This is a genomic window from Pseudomonas sp. LBUM1676 (assembly GCF_059695605.1).
Genome location: NZ_CP166777.1, coordinates 3,301,801 through 3,320,530 on the forward strand (window position 1 = coordinate 3,301,801; position 18,730 = coordinate 3,320,530).

17 protein-coding genes are annotated in these 18,730 nt (G+C 60.9%); 9 read left to right on the forward strand and 8 right to left on the reverse strand.

The genetic code is table 11. The features are described from left to right. Both ACA041_RS15310 and ACA041_RS15315 read right to left on the reverse strand, forming a co-directional pair. Positions 1 to 771 (reverse strand): DUF2092 domain-containing protein, encoded by a 771-nt coding sequence (locus ACA041_RS15310; protein ID WP_497441888.1) that lies wholly within the window; start codon positions 769 to 771, stop codon positions 1 to 3. 244 nt (positions 772 to 1,015) lie between these two features. Then, positions 1,016 to 1,585 (reverse strand): GNAT family N-acetyltransferase, encoded by a 570-nt coding sequence (locus ACA041_RS15315; RefSeq protein ID WP_497441889.1) that lies wholly within the window; start codon positions 1,583 to 1,585, stop codon positions 1,016 to 1,018. 295 nt (positions 1,586 to 1,880) lie between these two features. Here ACA041_RS15315 and ACA041_RS15320 point away from each other — a divergent pair, with 295 nt between their 5' ends. Further along, positions 1,881 to 3,257 carry a cytochrome ubiquinol oxidase subunit I gene (locus ACA041_RS15320; protein WP_497441890.1) on the forward strand — a complete coding sequence of 459 codons (1,377 nt, stop codon included), beginning with the start codon at positions 1,881 to 1,883 and terminating at the stop codon, positions 3,255 to 3,257. Positions 3,258 to 3,268: 11 nt separating this feature from the next. Continuing rightward, positions 3,269 to 4,270: a cytochrome d ubiquinol oxidase subunit II gene (gene cydB / locus ACA041_RS15325; RefSeq protein WP_497441891.1), complete on the forward strand. Its 1,002-nt coding sequence runs from the start codon at positions 3,269 to 3,271 to the stop codon at positions 4,268 to 4,270. Between the two features lie 16 nt (positions 4,271 to 4,286). Here the strand turns inward: cydB and ACA041_RS15330 are convergent, their stop codons facing one another. Both ACA041_RS15330 and ACA041_RS15335 read right to left on the reverse strand, forming a co-directional pair. Then, positions 4,287 to 5,213: a 2-hydroxyacid dehydrogenase gene (locus ACA041_RS15330; protein ID WP_497441892.1), complete on the reverse strand. Its 927-nt coding sequence runs from the start codon at positions 5,211 to 5,213 to the stop codon at positions 4,287 to 4,289. Between the two features lie 107 nt (positions 5,214 to 5,320). After that, on the reverse strand, positions 5,321 to 6,400 hold the full coding sequence (locus ACA041_RS15335; protein WP_497441893.1) for a tartrate dehydrogenase: 1,080 nt from the start codon (positions 6,398 to 6,400) through the stop codon (positions 5,321 to 5,323). Between the two features lie 108 nt (positions 6,401 to 6,508). Here ACA041_RS15335 and ACA041_RS15340 point away from each other — a divergent pair, with 108 nt between their 5' ends. The 3 genes from ACA041_RS15340 (at position 6,509) to ACA041_RS15350 (ending at position 10,466) form a co-directional block, all read left to right on the forward strand. Further along, complete coding sequence (locus ACA041_RS15340; RefSeq protein ID WP_497441894.1) at positions 6,509 to 7,420, forward strand: LysR family transcriptional regulator; 912 nt, start codon at positions 6,509 to 6,511, stop codon at positions 7,418 to 7,420. Between the two features lie 196 nt (positions 7,421 to 7,616). Then, complete coding sequence (locus ACA041_RS15345) at positions 7,617 to 8,654, forward strand: ABC transporter substrate-binding protein (protein WP_497441895.1); 1,038 nt, start codon at positions 7,617 to 7,619, stop codon at positions 8,652 to 8,654. Between the two features lie 81 nt (positions 8,655 to 8,735). Beyond that, positions 8,736 to 10,466 (forward strand): GMC family oxidoreductase, encoded by a 1,731-nt coding sequence (locus ACA041_RS15350; protein ID WP_497441896.1) that lies wholly within the window; start codon positions 8,736 to 8,738, stop codon positions 10,464 to 10,466. Between the two features lie 134 nt (positions 10,467 to 10,600). Here ACA041_RS15350 and ACA041_RS15355 read toward each other — a convergent pair whose 3' ends face one another. After that, positions 10,601 to 12,028 (reverse strand): aldehyde dehydrogenase family protein, encoded by a 1,428-nt coding sequence (locus tag ACA041_RS15355; RefSeq protein ID WP_497441897.1) that lies wholly within the window; start codon positions 12,026 to 12,028, stop codon positions 10,601 to 10,603. 161 nt (positions 12,029 to 12,189) lie between these two features. Between ACA041_RS15355 and ACA041_RS15360 the strand changes: the two genes are divergently transcribed. The 4 genes from ACA041_RS15360 to ACA041_RS15375 all read left to right on the forward strand — a co-directional run bounded on the left by ACA041_RS15360 (position 12,190) and on the right by ACA041_RS15375 (position 16,070). Further along, positions 12,190 to 13,149, forward strand: coding sequence for a LysR family transcriptional regulator (locus ACA041_RS15360; protein WP_497441898.1), 960 nt, complete (start codon positions 12,190 to 12,192; stop codon positions 13,147 to 13,149). A gap of 143 nt (positions 13,150 to 13,292) precedes the next feature. Continuing rightward, complete coding sequence (locus ACA041_RS15365; protein ID WP_497441899.1) at positions 13,293 to 13,997, forward strand: HAD-IA family hydrolase; 705 nt, start codon at positions 13,293 to 13,295, stop codon at positions 13,995 to 13,997. A gap of 61 nt (positions 13,998 to 14,058) precedes the next feature. Further along, positions 14,059 to 15,342 carry an NAD(P)/FAD-dependent oxidoreductase gene (locus tag ACA041_RS15370; protein ID WP_497441900.1) on the forward strand — a complete coding sequence of 428 codons (1,284 nt, stop codon included), beginning with the start codon at positions 14,059 to 14,061 and terminating at the stop codon, positions 15,340 to 15,342. 17 nt (positions 15,343 to 15,359) lie between these two features. Further along, complete coding sequence (locus ACA041_RS15375; RefSeq protein WP_497441901.1) at positions 15,360 to 16,070, forward strand: cupin domain-containing protein; 711 nt, start codon at positions 15,360 to 15,362, stop codon at positions 16,068 to 16,070. A 34-nt stretch (positions 16,071 to 16,104) separates the two neighbouring features. On the opposite strand, the gene ACA041_RS15380 is transcribed toward ACA041_RS15375, so the two are convergent. The 3 genes from ACA041_RS15380 to gabT all read right to left on the reverse strand — a co-directional run bounded on the left by ACA041_RS15380 (position 16,105) and on the right by gabT (position 18,719). Then, positions 16,105 to 16,596, reverse strand: coding sequence for an Lrp/AsnC family transcriptional regulator (locus ACA041_RS15380; protein WP_307329899.1), 492 nt, complete (start codon positions 16,594 to 16,596; stop codon positions 16,105 to 16,107). Positions 16,597 to 16,635: 39 nt separating this feature from the next. Beyond that, complete coding sequence (locus tag ACA041_RS15385) at positions 16,636 to 17,322, reverse strand: HAD family hydrolase (RefSeq protein WP_497441902.1); 687 nt, start codon at positions 17,320 to 17,322, stop codon at positions 16,636 to 16,638. 104 nt (positions 17,323 to 17,426) lie between these two features. Further along, the gene (gene gabT, locus ACA041_RS15390; RefSeq protein WP_497441903.1) at positions 17,427 to 18,719 is read right to left on the reverse strand and encodes a 4-aminobutyrate--2-oxoglutarate transaminase; all 1,293 of its coding nucleotides are present in this window, start codon (positions 18,717 to 18,719) and stop codon (positions 17,427 to 17,429) included. Positions 18,720 to 18,730 lie beyond the last annotated feature (11 nt).

Here is an 18,730-nt window from a genome sequence, read left to right on the forward strand (position 1 = left end):
TCATTCCCCTTTCTGCTCACTGGCTTTTTTCAAGGGAATCGCCACATCGCCCTTGCCCGGGGCGAAGGTGAAGATCGAGTCCTTGATGCCAGGCTTCAGGTTCCAGCGATACACCGCGCTGTATTCCGGAAAACCCGGCTGGTTGGTGGTCGTGATCACCAGTTTGCAGGGCAGCGGCTTGTCGGACCGGGTGATCCATAACTGCCAGTCAACACCTTCCTGGCGAAAGGCCAGGTGATCACACAGTTGCCCCTTGATCGTCGACGGGCCGACGTACAGCGCCTCTTTCAGGGCGTCGATCTGCGCCTGATCGCTGCCAAACAGAAACAGGTCCTCCATGGGCACCTGAATCCCGTAGTGGTTTTCTATCAGATGCAGCGTATCAGCCACTTCAGGTGGTGCATCAATCGTGGTGTAGTACTTGAGGAACGGTGAGTATTGGGTCAGTTTCTTGCCGTTGTAGAAGAACTCACGCGTTCGGACGTCGCCTTCGGTCTTCGCATACAGGCGATTGCGACCCACCACTTTCAGGACATTGAAGGACTCGGTCTTGATCTTCTGGCCAGACTCCAGAACCGTATCCCGGGACACCTCGGCGTCTACCTGAAACGTCGGCAGGCCGCGCAGGTAGTTGCCCATATCAACCAGTTTATCGATCACCTGCGGGTTGACCGTCGGTAGGGCGTCCGGCGTTGGCGGGTCATCGGCACGAGCCCCGCCGGTGAGAGCCAGGGTGAACATCAGGCACAAAACATTCGCGTTGGCTTTCATCGGTCCCGCTCCTGAGCCTGTGCAGGGGCGCAACGCCCGGGTCTGGAGGCTGACTTGTAAGCCTAGTTGCGGGCGGTTCCGAGCGCCAGAAGCGCAAGGTCTGTTTCCGACGGCAGACGCCCCAGGCAAACGCGATCGACCACAATGGGCGGCATGGACGAAACAGGGCTAATCCGCGTTTGAAGCTGTCGGGCGCTGCAAAGGAGGGGGAGGGAGTCGATCGATCTGGATGACCGTCTCCAGACTAGGGCGCCAGGGTGTACTCATGAAAAATCTGCGGCCCATGCTGGTCATCGTTTCTGCTGGTAAATCCCATATGGACGGCCAAACCGTGCATCGCCTCGTTTCCCGCCGAATCCATTGACGAAATCTTGCTGAAGCCCTGGCGTGTTGCGGTGTCCATCAAATGTTGCAACAGCGCAGTGGCGACACCCCGGCGTTGCCAGCGGTCACAAACAGCAACGGCGAACTCGCAATGGGCATCGCCTTCGTAAGCCCCATAACGCGCAGTGCCAACTTCAACGAGCTGGTTGCCTTCGTAGACCAGAGCAAGGTAGGCCATGCGATTGTGCAAATTGATGTCCATGAGCTTATCGTGGGGTTCTACCAGATTGCTGAACGAGGCCAGGAAATGAAAATGCGGTTTGCCTTTGCCCAGATCGTTGAAAAAGGCTAAATCCCGATCCCGATCAGACTCTGCCAACTCACGAATCAGTATGGGAGTACCGTCCTGCAAGGATTCCACCCAGTACTCCCCGGTCAGTCCATCGGTTTCATCCTTGAAACGATTGATGATGCTTGCGTCATAAGACATGCGATGGACTCCTGCTCATTAATAGGACTGCTCATTCACCCTAGTCTTAAGCGCGGTGAGCTGGAGCAATATCCGCTCGCTGACCGATAAAGCAGACAGCCGGCGCATTGGATACCTGTGTACAAGATGGGCGGTACTGAACCTGCAGAGCGATCGTTCGGAATCATTGGCACCGAACAGAGTCCACCGACCACTACTGTCCGGACGGGTGTCATGCCTATGCTCGCCATCCTCTTCAGCTATCCCTCTAACCATTGCCTGCGCCTGTCGGCACTTTATTCCCTGAGTGGACAGCATGGACGCCGTTGATTCCGCCCTGATGGCGGCGCGTGCCCAGTTCGCGATCACCATCAGCTTTCATATTGTGCTGGCAGCACTGACCATCGGCCTGGCCAACTTTCTGATGGTGCTCGAAGCGCTCTGGCTGTGGCGTGGGCGACAGGTCTACCTGGACGTTTATCGGTACTGGCTGAAAGTATTTGCCCTCACCGTAGCGGTGGGCACCGCTTCGGGCCTGATTCTGGAGTATCAGTTCGGGCTCAACTGGTCGCGGCTTTCGACCCAGGCCGGTGACATCCTCGGCCCCTTGATGTTCTACGAAGTGCTGGCCGCGTTTTTTCTGGAGGCCGGTTTTCTTGGCATCATGCTCTTCGGCTTGAAGAAGGTCGGCCCGCGGATTCATTTTTTCGCCACCTGCGCGGTGGCCGCCGGATCGCTGATCAGTGCGTTCTGGATCCTGTCCGCCAACTCTTGGATGCAGACGCCTGCCGGTTACACCATTGACATCGATGGACGCTTTCTGGCCGAAGACTGGTGGGCGATCATCTTTAATCCGTCGTTTCCTTATCGGCTGGTGCACATGACGTTGGCAGCGTTTCTTGGCACCGCTACGCTGGTGGCCGGTGTCAGCGCCTGGCAATTGTTGCAGGCGCCGCAGAACCCCCGGGCACGCCTCCAGTTCTCGATGGCGCTGTGGGCGATTGTCCTGTGCTCACCCCTGCAAATCGTCGCCGGTCACCTGCATGGTCGGCACAGCCTTGAAGTTCAACCACAGAAGGTCGCCGCCATCGAAGCTTCCTGGACTCGTCCCGCTGCGGGGGAGGGGGAACCACTGCGCTTGTTCGCCATCCCCGACATGGCTGAGCGGCGCAACCATTGGGAGGTCGCGATCCCACGCATAGGATCGCTTTACCTGCGGCATGACCTGAGTGGCAGCATTGCCGCGCTGGACGAATTCCCCCCACAGGACATCCCTCCGGTGGCAGTGGTGTTTTTCGCCTTTCGCATCATGGTCGGCCTGGGTTTGTTGATGCTGGGGCAGGGCATTGCCAGTCTGGTCCTGCGCTGGCGACAGCGGTTATCCGCAGCGCGCTGGATGCTTCGATGGAGTGTGCTGATGGCCCCCGCCGGATTTCTCGCGATGCTCAGTGGTTGGGTGGTGACCGAGGTGGGCCGCCAACCCTTCACCGTCTACGGGTTGCTGCGTACGGCGGACAGTCTGTCGTCGGTGTCGCGACAGCAAGTGGTCGGGTCAACCTGGGTGATCCTGGGGGTTTACCTGGTGATATTCGGCGTTGGCCTCTGGGTGCTGCTGCGAATACTGCGTGAGCCACCGCACAAGGACGAGCCTGGGCCGCAGCCAACCCTGGCCGACGAGACGGGTGATCCCTGAGGGCATGCGCCATGTTCGATAATGACGTCTTGACACTGCTATGCGCCGCGGCCCTCGGGTTTTCGGTGTTGAACTATGTACTGTTGGACGGCACTGACCTGGGCGTCGGCATACTGCTGGGCCTGACCCGCTGTGGCCAGCAACGACGAGCCATGGCGGTGACCATTTTGCCGATCTGGGATGCCAATGAAACCTGGCTCGTACTCGGAGGAGGCGGGCTGTTCGCACTGTTTCCGCTGGCCTACGCCATCCTGCTGCCGGCGCTTTACCTGCCCTTCATCCTGATGTTCCTGGCGTTGCTTCTTCGAGCGGTGGCGTTGGAGTTTCGTGATTACGCAAGCAGCGACAGACTCAAGCGCGGCGTCGATGGCTTGCTGTTGGTGGGTTCACTGCTCGCCGGTGGAACGCAGGGGATGGTGTTGGGCACGCTGGTACAGGGCGTACCCAACCAGGCCGGCCAGTACAGTGGTGATGGCTGGGAGTGGCTGGCCATGTTCCCGCTCTACTGTGGCGCGGTGCTCGTGGTGGGCTACACGTGGCTGGGTGCTTGCTGGCTGTACTGGCGTACCGAAGAAGAGCTGCAGCAGCGATCAGCTCGTCAGGCGAAGGTGCTGGCCAGCGTAACTGTGGTGCTGCTGATCGTGCTGGTTGCCTGGACGGCGACCTTGGACGCTCGCTACCTGCATCGGTTGTCAGACCCTCTGATCTGGCTGTCGGCCGCAGTCTTGCTGATGGCACTGCTGATCAGCTTCATCCTGGGATTTCGCAGCCGCCGACACGCTCTGCCCCTGTTCGCGGCATTGGGAATATTCGTGTTGGCATTCGCCCTGATGATCGCCGCGCTGTATCCGCTGATCGTTCCACCGAACCTGACGTTGCAGGCCGCCGCCTCAAGTCCGACCAGCCAGCTGTTCATGCTGATCGGTTTCGCCGTGCTGATACCGGTGACGCTCGTGTACAACACTTACGGTTTCAGAGTTTTCAGCGGCAAGGTTCACGTCACTCGCGATTGACGGCTTGATGGATTATTCAGTAGCCCGTGCTGCGCTCGATGCGGCCAATCATCGCTTCGCCCTGCTGATGGCGGCGGATATTGGCCAGCAAGACCTCGAAGGCGGTTTCGGGCTGGGTCATGGCGCCGATGTGAGGTGTCAACCAGATGCCCGGGTGTCGCCAGAAGGGGTGGTCGGCGGCGGGCGGTTCGTCATTCAGCACGTCGAGCACGGCATGCTCCAGGTGGCCGCTGTTAAGGGCCTGGAGCAAGTCGGCTTCGACCAGGTGCGCACCTCGGCCAAGATTGACCAGCTTGGCGCCATGGGGCAGGGCGGCGAGGGTCGATGCGTTGAGAATTCCCCGGGTGTCCCGGGTCAGCGGCAACAGGCAGATCAGGATGTCGCATTGACCGAGAAACTGCGGCAACTGTTCAGTGCCGGCGAAACACTCGACCGCTTCGATCCGCTTCGCCGAGCGGGCCCAGCCCTTGAGGCTGAAACCGAAGGTGCGCAAACGCTCCAGGACGGCCAACCCAAGATTGCCCAGGCCCATGACGCCCACACGCTGCTGGTGCGCCGCGACCCAGGGCTGCACCAGCCACTGTTGTTGACGCTGTTGAGCCAGGTACCCGGGCATTTTTCGATGCAGGGCAAGGACCGCGAAGCAGGCGTACTCGACAATCGCCTGGGCGATACCGGGGTCGAGCATGCGCACTACCTGGACCCGAGGCGGCAGGCAGCTCAGATCGAACTGATCGACACCCGCGGAAGTGGCGAATATCGCTTGCAGATTGGGCAGCAACAGGTGGACATCGGGTGGCGGCTGCCACGTCGCCAGGTAGCGGATGTCGTCGGGATCGCCGATGTCCGGCCAGAGCCGCACATCAATGTCCGGAGCATGACGCAGGAACAGGTTTTTCCAGGCCAGGCCGCGATCGTTATCGACTTTGAACAGCAGGGTCATGGGGCCTCGCAGGCAACGGGATCAGTAGTCCGAGAATGACCTGTTGCCGCGCAATAATCTCCCGTATGCGTTGGCCGAAACGGGAGAATGCGCGGCGATGCATGGGTTCAGCAGATGGCTGCGATGGCCTTGCCCAGTGCTTCGGTATTGCCGGTGCCGCCGATGTCGGCTGTCAGTGGCGCTGCTTCGGGACCCATGGCCAATACGGTTTCGATGGCGGTGAGGACGGCCGCTCCCGCTTCGAAATGGCCCAGGTGCTCAAGCATCATGGCGCCGCACCAGATCTGTCCGATCGGGTTGGCGATGCCTTTGCCGGCGATGTCGGGGGCCGAGCCGTGAACCGGTTCGAACAGGCTCGGGAAGTTGCGCTCCGGGTTGATGTTGGCCGACGGTGCAATGCCGATGGTGCCGGTGCAGGCGGGGCCGAGGTCGGACAGTATGTCGCCGAACAGGTTGCTGGCCACCACCACGTCGAACCAGTCCGGGTGCAGGACGAAGTTGGCGGTGAGGATGTCGATGTGGAACTTGTCGACCTTGACGTCAGGGAAGCGCTTGCCCATTTCGACGACGCGTTCGTCCCAGTACGGCATGGTGATTGCGATGCCGTTGGATTTGGTCGCGGAGGTCAGGTGTTTTCTCGGCCGGCTTTGCGCCAGTTCGTAGGCGAACTTGAGGATGCGATCGACACCGATGCGGGTCATCACCGTTTCCTGCAGCACGATCTCACGCTCGGTGCCCGGGAACATCTTGCCGCCGACGCTCGAGTATTCGCCTTCGGTGTTTTCCCTGACGACATAGAAGTCGATATCTCCAGGCTCACGATTGGCCAACGGGGATTTCACCCCGGGCATCAACCGGCAAGGGCGCAGGTTGACGTATTGGTCGAACTCACGGCGGAACTGCAGAAGCGAATCCCATAGCGAGATGTGATCCGGCACCACGTCCGGCCAGCCCACTGCGCCGAAGTAAATGGCGTCGTAACCCTTGAGGATGTCGAACCAGTTGTCCGGCATCATCTTGCCGTGCTCGATGTAGTAGTCGGCGCTGGCAAAGTCGAACCAGTCCCATTGCAGCTCCAGGTTGTGGGTCTTGGCGATAGCGTCCATGACGCGCACGCCTTCGGGCATGACTTCCTTGCCGATGCCGTCACCGGGGATCACCGCGATCTTGTGGCTGCGCTTGCTCATGGTCTGGCTCCAGGGGATTGATGGATAACTCCACGGAGTGTATGCAGTGTTTGTGGATTAATAATTAGCCTTGCGGGAAAGCCATTATTAGATTTGAGGAAAGAGTACGTGAGCGTAATCGACGATTTGAGCTTCTTTCAGCAGGTGGCCACGCGCGGGAGCCTGACCGAAGTGGCACGCCAGTTGGGCTTGTCATTGCCCGCGGTGAGCAAGCGCCTCAGTCAGCTTGAGAAGCGCCTGGGGGTCCAGTTGCTGCAACGCACCACTCGGCGTTTGTCGCTCACCCCCGAAGGGACGCTTTACCTGGAGGGAGGGCGGCCGATCCTGCGCCAGCTCGAAGAGCTGGAGAGTGCACTTACCAGTCAACAGCCGACACTGCAGGGGCGGCTGCGAATCAATGGCACCCTGGGGTTCGGCAGGCGCCACCTGGCACCGGTCGTGTCGAGTTTCGCACGCCTGCACCCGGCACTGGAAATATCCCTCGAGTTGACCAGCCTGCCGCTGGGTCTGCTGGACGATCAGTTCGACATCGGCGTGTGCATGGGCGCGCCTCCCGACTCGCGTTTGATCGGCCTGCATTTGCTGGAGAATCCGCGAATCCTCTGCGCTTCGCCCAAGTACCTCGAACACGCCGCGCCCCTTGAGCAGGTCGCCGACCTGGCGCGGCATAACTGCATCGTGCTGCGCCAGTTCGGCAGCGACTACGCCATCTGGCGCTTTCACAAGGACGGCGAAGACTTCTCGCACAAGGTCAGCGGCACCTTGTCCAGTAACGACGGCGAAGTGGCAATGAGTCTTGCACTTGCCGGTCACGGCTTGATTTTGCGCTCACGCTGGGATGTCCAGGAACACCTGGAAAGCGGTCGCTTGCTGGCGGTACTGCAGGACTACCAGGCGCCCCCGGGGGATATTTATGCGGTCTATCAGCATCGGCGGCACATCCCCCAGCGCATATCCGTATTCAGCCATTACCTGGCCCAGGAGTTGGCCAAGCGCCTGCCTTTCGCGGTCTGCCACTGATGGCGCCTGGGTGCATAACCTGAAGTCATGCACGACCCAACTAATCGTGCATTGTCGAAGGTATCGGGCGTCTTGTAACGTCGAACCGTTCGCTCAGTAAAAAAACAAAAACAGACCAGAGCAAGTCAACGATTACAGGGTGTTCTGTCGAGGTTTTTGAATCTGCCGAATTAAATCTACTTCCAGGATGATGGCCATGAAAACCTTGTTTGCCGGTTCAGTCTTATCTGCGTTGTGTCTGGCGGTGGCCGGCGTGGCACCTGCCGTGGCGGAGCAGATTACTTTCGTTTCCCAGGGCGGGGCTTATCAGGAGGCACAAACCAAAGCCATCCTCGACCCTGCCGCCAAGCGGCTGAATATCACCATCAAGCAGGACAGCGTTCCTGACGCCTGGCCGATGGTCAAAGCCCAGGGTGAAACCGGCAAACCCATCTGGGATGTCATTGACACCCCCACATCTAATTGCCTGCGTGGCGGTCGTGAAGGGCTGATAGAACCCCTGGACCTGAGCAAGATTCCCAACGCGGAGAAAATGCCGGCGGCGTACCGAACCCCTTATTCGGTGGCCTATGAGTTCTACTCCTCGGTGCTGGCCTACAACACCAAAGCCTTGAAGAAAGTCCCGCAGAGCTGGGCCGATTTCTGGAACGTCAAGGACTTCCCTGGCACGCGAGCCTTGCGTAACGACCCCATGGGCACACTCGAAGCGGCGTTGCTCTCCGATGGCGTGCCTCGGGACAAGCTGTATCCGCTGGACGTCGACCGGGCGTACAAACGACTCAAGCAGATCAAGCCGGACATCGCCGTGTGGTGGAGCTCCGGCGGGCAGTCGGCCCAGCTGCTCAGCGACGGCGAAGTGGACATGCTGATGATGTGGAACGGCCGCGTCGGCGCCGTGCACAAGGAGAAGCCGGAAATGGACTTCACCTACAACGACGGTCTGCTGCAGAACACCCAGTTGTGCATCCTGAAAAACGCGCCGAACTACGCGACCGCCGTCAAGTTCATCAATGAAGCGGTGTCACCCGACTTGCAGGCCAACTTGCCGTTGTACATCGATTACGGCCCAGGCAACCCGGCCGCGTTCGATACCGGCAAGCTCACCGCTGAGCACGCTAAAAAACTGCCAAGCTCACCGGAGAATGCCGCGAAACAGGCGTTGTTGTCGGAGGAGTGGTGGTCGTCGCCGGCCGGTATCGCGGCCAAGGACAGATGGCTCCAATTCGTTCAATAAGCGGATGATCGAAAGTGAACTCGTCTGGCCGAAAGCCGGCCAGACATTTTTTCGGCGCTGATTAGGGGCTGAACCAACGGCATGATCGACTATCTCATACTGGGCGGCGGTTCCGCTGGCTGTGTCCTGGCTGCGCGGCTCTCGGAAGACCCGGACAAACAGGTGTGCCTGGTCGAGGCCGGCCGCGATATTTCCCTGAAGACCATGCCCCCCGAGATTCGCAGCCGCTACCCGGGCCGAGCCTACCTCGATGTCGGCAATATCTGGCAGCGTCTTACCGCCCTGATGGGCAGTCAATCCGCTGCCGAGCGCCGCTACGAACAGGCGCGCATTCTCGGTGGCGGTTCGGCGATCAATGCCTTGATGACCAATCGCGGCGCACCGGCCGATTATGATCAATGGCAGCGGCTGGGCGCCGAAGGCTGGAACTGGCAGGCGTGCCTGCCGTACTTTCTCAAGCTCGAAACCGACTCTGATTTTTCGGGGCCTTATCACGGCCAGCAAGGTCCGGTAAGGATTCGCAGAACCCCGGAGAACCTTCTATCGCCCTTCGTCAAAGCGGTGATGGCCACGTTGGGCGAGCGTGGGTTTGCGCGCAAGCCGGATCAGAATGGCGTCTGGGAAAATGGGGTGTACGTCGGCGCGATCGGCGTCAGCGAACAAGGCGAGCGCATCCCCACCTCCGTCTGTTACCTGACCGATGAGGTTCGACGCCGCAGTAACCTGACCCTGCGCACGCACTGCACCGTGGACCGTGTCCTGTTCGACGCAGGTCGGGCCATCGGTGCCCGGATCATAGGGCAGGACAGCGTTGCCGAGGAGCTGTGTGCAGGTGAAGTGATCATTTGCGCCGGCGCGATTCACAGCCCGGCAATACTCCTGCGCAGCGGCATCGGCCCCGCGGATGAACTGGCCGCCCTGGGGATTGCGCTGGTCGCCGACCGTCCCGGGGTCGGTGGCAACCTGATGGAGCATCCGTCCATTGCGGTCTCCGCGTTGTTGACCAAAGGCGGGCGCACACCCTATGCCGACGAGCATCACGAGCAGGCCATCGTGCGTTTTTCTTCGGGGCAGCCCGGCACGGTGGAGACCGACATGCACGGTGCCATTCTCTCGCGCTCTGGTTGGCACTCCATGGGTTACCGCCTGGGCACTATTTTCTTCTGGGTCAACCAATCCTGCTCGCGGGGACGGTTGCGCCTGCGCTCTGTCGATCCGGCGCAGGAACCTGAAGTCAATTTCAACATGCTCTCCGATCCACGGGATCTGGAGCGTTTGAAGCAGGCATTGCGCTTTGGGGCGAGTATCTTGTCGGCGCCTGGGCTGGCCAGCCAATGCAGCGTGGTGTTCCCCTCGAGTTACTCGCCGCGAGTGGCCAGGATCGCGATGCCGGGATTGGTCAACGGCATGCTTCGCGGTATTTTGAGCCTGTTGCTCGATATCGCCGGGCCGCTGCGTGGCTGGCTGATCCACCGCCTCGTCACCCAGGGTGTGACCCTGGAAAAGTTGCTGGCGGATGACGCTGCGTTGACCCGGTTTGTGCGCAGCAATGTCGGGGGCACCTGGCATCCTTCGGGCACCTGTCGCATGGGCCGGGCTGATGACCGGCAGGCGGTCACCCTGGCGGATGGCCGGGTGATTGGCGTCGACAATCTGCGGGTGTGCGATGCGTCGTTGATGCCGTCGATTCCCTGCGCCAACACCAACGTTCCAACCATCATGATCGCCGAGCGTATCGCTGACCTGATCAAAGAAGCAGCCGCGCTTCGCTCGACAGCGCCTGCAGGTGATCGGGGCGTGCACAAATCCTGAGTCCGGCAGAGAACCAATGTGGGAGCGGGCTTGCTCGCGAATGGGACTGACATCCAGAATCCATGTCGACTGACACGACGCCTTCGCGGGCAAGCCTCGCTCCTACAGTCTGGATTGCGATCAGCGATCAGCGATCAGCGTTCATACCCCACGATGCCTTTGGTTTCGAGGAACGCTTCAAGCCCCCAATCCGCATACTCACGACCGTTCCCGGACTGTTTATAGCCGCCGAACGGTGCGCCGGCATCCCAGTCCGGGTAGTTGATGTAGACACTGCCGGCCCGCAGTTGAAAAGCGATTTCCCGAGCACGATGCAGGTCCGCCGATTGCACATACGCGGCCAGTCCGAACACGCTGTCATTGGCCATCGCGACGGCATGCTCATCGCTGGTATAGGGCTGGATGACCAGCACCGGTCCGAAGATTTCTTCGCGGGCAATGGTCATCTGCGCCGTGACGCCGGCAAAGATGGTCGGTTTGACGTAATAGCCACACGCCAAATGTTCAGGCCGGCCGAGCCCCCCGCACACCAGTTGCGCACCTTCCTGGATACCGATGCCGATCATGCGTTGGATGCCGTCGAACTGGCGTTGGCTGATGACCGGGCCGAGAGTCGACTGCGGCTCCGACGGCGGGCCGACACGCTGGGCCTGGGCGGCTTGGCAGGCGATCTCGACGGCTTTTTCATGCAGCGCCGCGGGCACCAGCATGCGTGTCGGTGCATTGCACGACTGCCCGCTGTTGTTGAAGCAGGCGTTCACGCCCGAGGTCACCGCAGCTTGCAGGTCGACATCGTCGAGCAGGATGTTCGCCGATTTACCGCCAAGCTCCTGGTGAACACGTTTGACCGTCGGCGCCGCCAGGCGCGCCACCTCGATGCCGGCACGGGTGGAACCGGTGAACGAAACCATATCTACATCGGCGTGGCTCGCCAGCGCCGCGCCGACGGTAGGCCCGTCGCCATTGATCAGGTTGAACACCCCGGCAGGCACGCCCGCGTTGTGCAGGACTTCGGCAAAAATAATCGCATTCAACGGTGCTATTTCACTGGGCTTGAGCACCATGGTGCAGCCGGCCGCCAAGGCGGGGGCCACTTTGCAGACGATCTGGTTGATGGGCCAGTTCCACGGGGTGATGAGCGCAACGACGCCCACCGGCTCCAGGTTGATCAGCGTTTTGCCGCGAGCCTTCTGAAAGGCGAAGGTGTCCAGGGTGCTGATCAGCTGTTGCAAATGCCGTTTCCCAATGCCCGCCTGCCATTGATGGGAGAGCTCGCGGGTCGCGCCGACCTCTTGGCTGATCACTTCGGCAATGTCGTCATAGCGCTGCAGATAACCTTCGAGCACAGCGCGCAACAGTTCCTTGCGCTCGGCGGGCGAGGTGTTCGAAAAGGCCGGGAAGGCTTTTTTGGCCGCGAGCACCGCCGCGTCGACGTCCGCCTGGTTGCCCATGGCGATCTGGCTGAAAGGCTGCTCGGTCGCAGGGTTCACCACCGGCAGGCGTGTCGTGCCGCAGGGTTCTACCCAGCGGCCATCGATGTAGAACTTCAGGGCATGTTCCATATAAGGAAGAATCTCTTGGCTGGGTGAGGAGGGTGACCCGTACGGAACGTGCCGAAAAACACTGGCCCTCGGATCGGACATTGGTTGTCGCTCGCAAGAATAAACAGCGCCTGGAGCATCCGACAATTTACTAATAGTTTTGCCAGGCATAATATCAAGTCATGTCAAACCTGCGCCGAAAACTCCCCAGCTCCAGTTCATTGTTCGTCTTCGAAGCTGCGGCGCGATGCGGCAGTTTCACCCGTGCGGCGGACGAGCTGTGTGTCAGTCAACCGGCGGTCAGCCGGATGTTGGCGCGCATGGAGGAGCACCTCGGCGTGCAGTTGTTCGAGCGCGTGCGGGGTGGGGCCAGGCTGACCGAAAGCGGCAGCCTCCTGTATCGCCGGGTTCAGGAAGGATTCAGCACCATCGAGTCGGCGATCAGCGAGATCGAGTCGCGGGCCACCGGCATGGAAACCGTCACCCTGTCGGTGTCTACCGCGTTCACCACACACTGGCTGATGCCGCGCATGAGCCGATTCAACCTGCGTTTTCCGACCGTCGACATGCGCTATCAGCTGATGTCCGGGAAAATTGGCGGGCCGCTGGTGGACGTTGACCTGGGCATGCGCTACCTCGATGAAAACAGCATCAGGGGTGACGACAGGTTGGTGATTCCCGAGATCCTGATGCCGGTGTGCAACCCCCAGTACTTCGCGGATGTGCTGCACAGCGCGGACCAGGCCCGGGTCCAGACGCTGATCAGCATGGACAATCAGGAACGGGACTGGACCGCGCATTTCGACGCCCTGCGCCGGTACCTGGGGCGTGCCGATAATGCGCTGGTATTCTCCGACTACGCCGTGGTGGTACAGGCTGCATTGCTCGGCCAGGGCATGGCGCTGGGCTGGATGAATGTGGTTTCGCACTGCCTGGCGAGAGGTCAATTGCTGCCCGCTGTCGATCAGCTTCGGGTCACTTCCCGCCGCTGTTGCCTGGTCGCTGCCAACAACCGTCCCATGCGGCCTGTGGTGGAGGATGTGCGCGAATGGATCATCGAACAAATGCGCGCTGACATCGCACAAATCGATACGGCCTTTCCCCATCTCGAGTTGGCTGCAATCGTCGGCGGCCTGGATTGAGCACAGGTGCATTGGCCGGCCGGAAAAAACGGTAGGTTATGCGCCGGTGGACGGCAAAAACGGAACATTTCGCGAGAGGCCGCAGAAGATAATCAATCGTCTCAGATTGCTTCATCCTCATGACCTGATTTGCGGAGCGCCCTATGTCTTTCAAGCAATTCAAAGCCCTGACTTTCGATGTGGTCGGTACCCTGATCGATTTTGAAGCGGGCATTCTCGCCCACGTTCGCGAAGTCGCGGGCGACGCCGCAACAGCCTGCAGCGATGACGATATTCTCAAGGCCTATCGTGAAGCGCGCTCGGCTTCCGACTCCGGCTGGTGGCCGGACGATCTGGAGCGTTGCTATCACCTGATCGCCGCCAAGCTCGGGCTGCCGGACAACGAGGAATATGCCAAGGGCCTGAGCCTGGCAGTGAAGAACTTCCCGGCGTTCCCCGATTCGGTGGACGCCCTCAAGCGCCTGCGCAAACACTTCAAACTGGTCGCCACCACCAATTCGCGCATTTGGGCCCTGGACCACATGGCCAAGACCCTGGACGAGCCGTTCGACGTAAAAGTCAGCGTTGACGATGTGCGCTTCGAAAAACCGGATCCGCAGTTCTTTGCTTACACCCGTGGGGTACTGGCCACTCAAGGCATCCAATTTGAAGAGATCCTGCACGTTGCCCAAAGCCAGTACCACGACATCGGTGTCGCGGTGCGCCTGGGGTACCAAGTGTGCTGGATCGAACGTCGGCATGCTCAGAAAGGCACCGGCGGCACCCTGGAATCGGAACGCACCGAACCGCATTACCACTACACCTCGCTGGCGCAACTGGCCGACGCTGTAGAGAAAGAACTGGGCTGAATACCAAGGCGCTGAGGCCAGACCGTCAGCGCCGCTTCTTTATTTCGTCGGGATGCTGGCAATGACTCTTCAGACCTTGTGGGCGGCAACGGCCGAACCCGAACCGGCCTTGCAATCGCTGACAGGCGAGCGGCAGTGCGATGTGGTGATTATCGGTGGCGGCTATACCGGCCTCTCGGCCGCGCATCATATTGCCCTGAGCGGTCGCGAGCCGTTGATCCTGGAGGCCAACACCCTGGCCTGGGGCGCCAGCGGGCGCAACGGCGGGGTGGTCTCACCGAAGTTTCGGGTCGGCTTCCCGACGCTCATGGCGCGCTTTGGTCGCGACACCGCCTTGCAGATGTATCGCACCGGCTATCAGGCCGTCGACAGCCTGGTGGACATGGTCGAGACCCTGGGCCTGACCGAAGCCCGTCTGCACATGGGCGGGCACATCGCGGCGGCGCATAACCCGCACGCACTGATCGGGCTGCAAGCCACGGCGAACTGGATCAAGCGTGAAACCGGCGGCAGTTCCTCGGTGATGATCAGCGCCGCCGAAGTGGCGGAGTTGACCGGTTCGAAGATCTTCGCCGGTGGCCTGCTGACGCCCAAGGCGGGGGGGATCCATCCGCTCAATTATGCCCGGGGCATCGCCCGCAGCCTTAACGATCGCGGGATCAAGATGTTCATCAACAGCCCGGCCGAGCGGGTCAGCCGTGAAGGCGAGCGGATCGTCGTGCACACGCCCCAGGGCAAGGTCAGTGCCAGGCAGGTGATCTACGCCACAAACGGCTATTCGGACTTGACCCGGGCCACCGATACCCTGCATCGGCGCCTGATCCCGTTTCGCAGCGCGATCATTGCCACCGAACCGCTGCCGGCGGCCATCCTTGCCGGACTGTTGCCCGGTGGGCAGGTCTGCGGCGACACCAAACGCATGCTGCGCTGGTTTCGGGTGGTGGGTGATCGGCTGATTTTCGGTGGCCGCGGTGCCTTCGGCAAGGACGACTCGGAGGCGGCTTTCCGCGCGTTGCAGCGCAGCATGGGCGTGGTATTCCCGGTCCTGCGCGACCAGCCAATCGCCTTTCGCTGGTCGGGCCTGGTAGCCATGACCCTCGATTACCTGCCCCACGCCGGACAACTCGACGACAAGAGTTTCTATGCCATCGGCTATAACGGCGGAGGCGTGGCGTTGTCGACCTACATGGGCGCGCAACTGGCGGCGATGACGGCGGGCCAGCACGTCGCGCTCGGCCTGTTGAGCGGCGAGCACTTCAATCCCATTCCCTTGCACGCCTTCCGTGCGCCAGGCGTGCGTCTGGCGGCGGGCTGGCAGCAGTTCCTGGATATTATCGGCCGATGAGCCGCGAGTCTGAACCCATGCCTCCCATCCTGCATTACTCACATCCCCACGTTGATCGACAACTGCCACTGGCGGCTTTTGCCTTGCCCGGCGATCCATTGGCGGCCGGCAGGTGCCTGCACTACCATGATGCCGTTCAGGGCTACGCCGTGGGCGTCAGCCAGAGCAGCGGTGCCAATCTGCTGATCGAGGATTTTCCCTGGGTCGAACTCGGTATCGTCGAGGCCGGTGTGCTGACGCTGGAGGGTAAGGACTTCAACCTGACACTGGAGGCGGGGGACTGCTTCGTGGTACCGCGGGGCATTGCCCTGCGCTGGCGTCACCAGGGCGAGCTGCGTCGCCTGTTCATGGCCTTTCCCGGGTTGTCCGGCAGTGCCGAGATGCCCGCCCGGCCGCTGAAGCTCGACCTGAACCTGCCGTTGCAGCCGTGTAATCCGCCAGCGGCCAATGTACTGCTCAGCGCGACACCGAAGGCCTGGAGCCAGACGCTGTTTACCGGCGCCAATCTGCGCATCGGCCTGTGGGAGTGCGAAGCCTATGAACGTAAAAGGGTTGTGCCCGACTATTGCGAGTTGATGCATATCATCGAAGGCGTGGTGACGCTGACGCCCGAGCAAGGTGCGTCCTGTACTGTCCGCGCCGGAGAGACCGTCGTGGTGCCCGCCGGTGCCAGCAATGCCTGGGTCAGCCGGGAAAAGGTCCGCAAAGTGTTCTGCATATTGTCCTGAGCCCGAGATTCGCAGGGGCCGCCCGGCGCCTGCATCACACCGATCGAAGCAGGCTGCGCAACGGCACGGTGCTTTTGATCACCGGCGACTTGATCACGATATAGCTGAAATATTTATCAATGCCGATGTTCTTGTCCAGGATCGATTCCATCAGTTCCTGATAGTGCTGAATGCTGCTGGTATGGAAGCGCACCAGATAGTCGTAGCCGCCGCTGATCAGATGACACTCCAGCACTTCATCGATATTGCGGATGCTTGACTCGAACTTCACGAAGTCGGAGCGCTTGTGGTCCGAGAGCGTGACTTCGGTGAAAACAGTCACCGAGTTGGCGAACTTGGCCAGGTTGACATGGGCTTCATAGCCACTGATGTAACCGGCCGACTCCAGTCGCTTCACGCGTTGCAGGCAAGGACTGGGCGAAAGCCCGACGGCTTCGGCAAGACTGACGTTGGTCATGCGTCCGTCTTTTTGCAACTGGACCAGGATATTGATGTCGATTCGATCGAGCTTCGTTGCAGCGTCCAATGTTCAGTCCTCGCAAAGTCTAATACTCGGGGGCTATCGTCAGGCATGCAGTGCCTTTTGATGCGCGTGAACCAGATCGGCCAGGCTCGCATATTCGCACCGTTTGCCATCGAGCGCCTGGTCCGAATGATTCCAGGGCTGGTGATGGTCGCGGCGCAGCGTGCAGACCGGAAAATCCACGCGCTCGTTCCATGGGTCGTCTGTTTCGGTACTGCGCACAGGTAACAGTTCAGACCGCTCCAGCCCCAAACGGTGCAGTTCTCTTTCAAGGCTCGCGTGCCAGTCATTGGCCTTGGGTTCGATGATCGCATCGAAATCCACCGGCAAGCGACTGGTCAACGAGTCGATATCCATACCGTAGGGCGGTGCGATCAGTATCAGCCGATAGAACTTGCTCAAGTACTGTAGCGCGCCAGGCGCATCTTCGAAAATCGGCCACTGACTGGAGGCGGTACTGAAGGCAACACTGTCATCCCAACCGGGAACAATATGCAATTGATGAGCCAGGCGCTGGTAGAGCTGACCATGAAACGCCGCGGGGCTGTCGCCGGCACCCGTGGCCGCCAGCTCGAGCGCCGTACGCCGATAGGCACTCAAGACCTGCTCGTCACTGGCCAGTGCCGTCGCTTGCACCGACAACGGTCGCAGTCCCTCCAGAATGCCCCGTTCCCGATCCATCAGCGTGCCGAAGGAGAACCCCAACGCTTTGTACTGGGTGACTTTCATGATCGACTCCTGGGTAACGCTCGTCAGTCTCCGGGGGGACAGGCCGGTAGCCCGACACAGCATCAGCTGGCCGGGGCTGGCGTGACCCTGGAGGGTGCAATCGATCAGGCGCTGACGGCGGCCAGAGCCTTGTCCAGCATCTGCAAGGCTTCTGCCACCTGTGCCTGGGTCGTGATCAATGGCGCGAGAAAGCGCACCACGTTGCGGTAGACGCCACACTTGATCACCAGCAAGCCGGCGTTGCGGGCCTCGTCGATGATCCTCTGCGCGAGGGCGGCATCCGGGCTTTGCTGCGGGTCGGGTGCGACGATTTCGATGGCTTGCATGAACCCCAAGCCGCGCACGTCGCCGATGCAGGCATGGCGTTTTTGCAGTGCCAGCAATCCTTCACGCAATTGCGCTGCCAGCTGCTCGCCCTGGGCCAGCAGATCCTGCTCTTCGAACAGGTCCATGACCGCCAGTGCCGCGGCACAGGCCACGGCGTTGCCGCCATAGGTACCGCCCAGTCCGCCCGGCGTCGGTGCATCCATGATCTCGGCGCGCCCGACCACAGCCGACAGCGGCATGCCGCCGGCCAGGCTCTTGGCCACGGTGACCAGATCGGGTTGGATGTCGGCGTGCTGGAAGCCGAACATCGTCCCGGTACGACCGAAACCTGCCTGGATCTCGTCAATGATCAACACGATGCCGTGCTCGGTGCAACGCTGGCGCAGCGCCTGCAAAAAGGCTTCGGGGGCCGCGAGGAAACCGCCATCACCCTGCACCGGTTCGATGATGATGGCCGCCACGCGATCGGGCGCAACGTCGGTGGCAAACAGCGCATCGAGTTCGGCCAGGGCGTCTTCACTGCTGATGCCGCGATAGGCGTTGGGGTAAGTCGCGTGATAGATCTCGGCCGGGAAGGGCCCGAAGTTCTGTTTGTACGGCTGGCTCATGCCGGTCAGGGTGACGCCGAGCAAGGTACGCCCGTGAAAACCACCACGGAACGAGATGACCGCCGGACGGTTGGTGTGGCCGCGGGCAATCTTGATTGCATTTTCCACGGCCTCGGCACCGGAGGTGAACAGCACGCTTTTGTAGTGTTCGTCGCCGCCGATCATTTTGTTCAGGCGCGCAGCGACCTGGATGTAGGCCTCATACGCCACCACCTGAAAGCTGGCGTGAGAAATCTCACCGACTTGACGACGCACGGCTTCGACCACGCGCGGGTGATTGTGGCCGACGTTGAGTACGCCGATGCCACCTACGAAATCCAGGTAGCGCTTGCCGTCCACGTCCCACAGTTCAGCGCCGTCGGCGCGGGCGGCCACCACCGGGTGAGCGGTGGCGATGCCCCGGGGAATGTGCTGGTCACGCAGGGCGAGAAGGCGTTGGTTTTCAGTCAGTGCAGAATTCATCTTGAGCTCCG

What these genes read in the sequence shown, in the direction of transcription:
- ACA041_RS15310 (WP_497441888.1), bottom strand. Translation starts at nt 771, where the DNA reads ATGAAAGCCAACGCGAATGTTTTGTGCCTGATGTTCACCCTGGCTCTC.
- ACA041_RS15315 (WP_497441889.1), bottom strand. Translation starts at nt 1,585, where the DNA reads ATGTCTTATGACGCAAGCATCATCAATCGTTTCAAGGATGAAACCGAT.
- ACA041_RS15320 (WP_497441890.1), top strand. Translation starts at nt 1,881, where the DNA reads ATGGACGCCGTTGATTCCGCCCTGATGGCGGCGCGTGCCCAGTTCGCG.
- cydB (WP_497441891.1), top strand. Translation starts at nt 3,269, where the DNA reads ATGTTCGATAATGACGTCTTGACACTGCTATGCGCCGCGGCCCTCGGG.
- ACA041_RS15330 (WP_497441892.1), bottom strand. Translation starts at nt 5,213, where the DNA reads ATGACCCTGCTGTTCAAAGTCGATAACGATCGCGGCCTGGCCTGGAAA.
- ACA041_RS15335 (WP_497441893.1), bottom strand. Translation starts at nt 6,400, where the DNA reads ATGAGCAAGCGCAGCCACAAGATCGCGGTGATCCCCGGTGACGGCATC.
- ACA041_RS15345 (WP_497441895.1), top strand. Translation starts at nt 7,617, where the DNA reads ATGAAAACCTTGTTTGCCGGTTCAGTCTTATCTGCGTTGTGTCTGGCG.
- ACA041_RS15350 (WP_497441896.1), top strand. Translation starts at nt 8,736, where the DNA reads ATGATCGACTATCTCATACTGGGCGGCGGTTCCGCTGGCTGTGTCCTG.
- ACA041_RS15355 (WP_497441897.1), bottom strand. Translation starts at nt 12,028, where the DNA reads ATGGAACATGCCCTGAAGTTCTACATCGATGGCCGCTGGGTAGAACCC.
- ACA041_RS15360 (WP_497441898.1), top strand. Translation starts at nt 12,190, where the DNA reads ATGTCAAACCTGCGCCGAAAACTCCCCAGCTCCAGTTCATTGTTCGTC.
- ACA041_RS15365 (WP_497441899.1), top strand. Translation starts at nt 13,293, where the DNA reads ATGTCTTTCAAGCAATTCAAAGCCCTGACTTTCGATGTGGTCGGTACC.
- ACA041_RS15370 (WP_497441900.1), top strand. Translation starts at nt 14,059, where the DNA reads ATGACTCTTCAGACCTTGTGGGCGGCAACGGCCGAACCCGAACCGGCC.
- ACA041_RS15375 (WP_497441901.1), top strand. Translation starts at nt 15,360, where the DNA reads ATGCCTCCCATCCTGCATTACTCACATCCCCACGTTGATCGACAACTG.
- ACA041_RS15385 (WP_497441902.1), bottom strand. Translation starts at nt 17,322, where the DNA reads ATGAAAGTCACCCAGTACAAAGCGTTGGGGTTCTCCTTCGGCACGCTG.
- gabT (WP_497441903.1), bottom strand. Translation starts at nt 18,719, where the DNA reads ATGAATTCTGCACTGACTGAAAACCAACGCCTTCTCGCCCTGCGTGAC.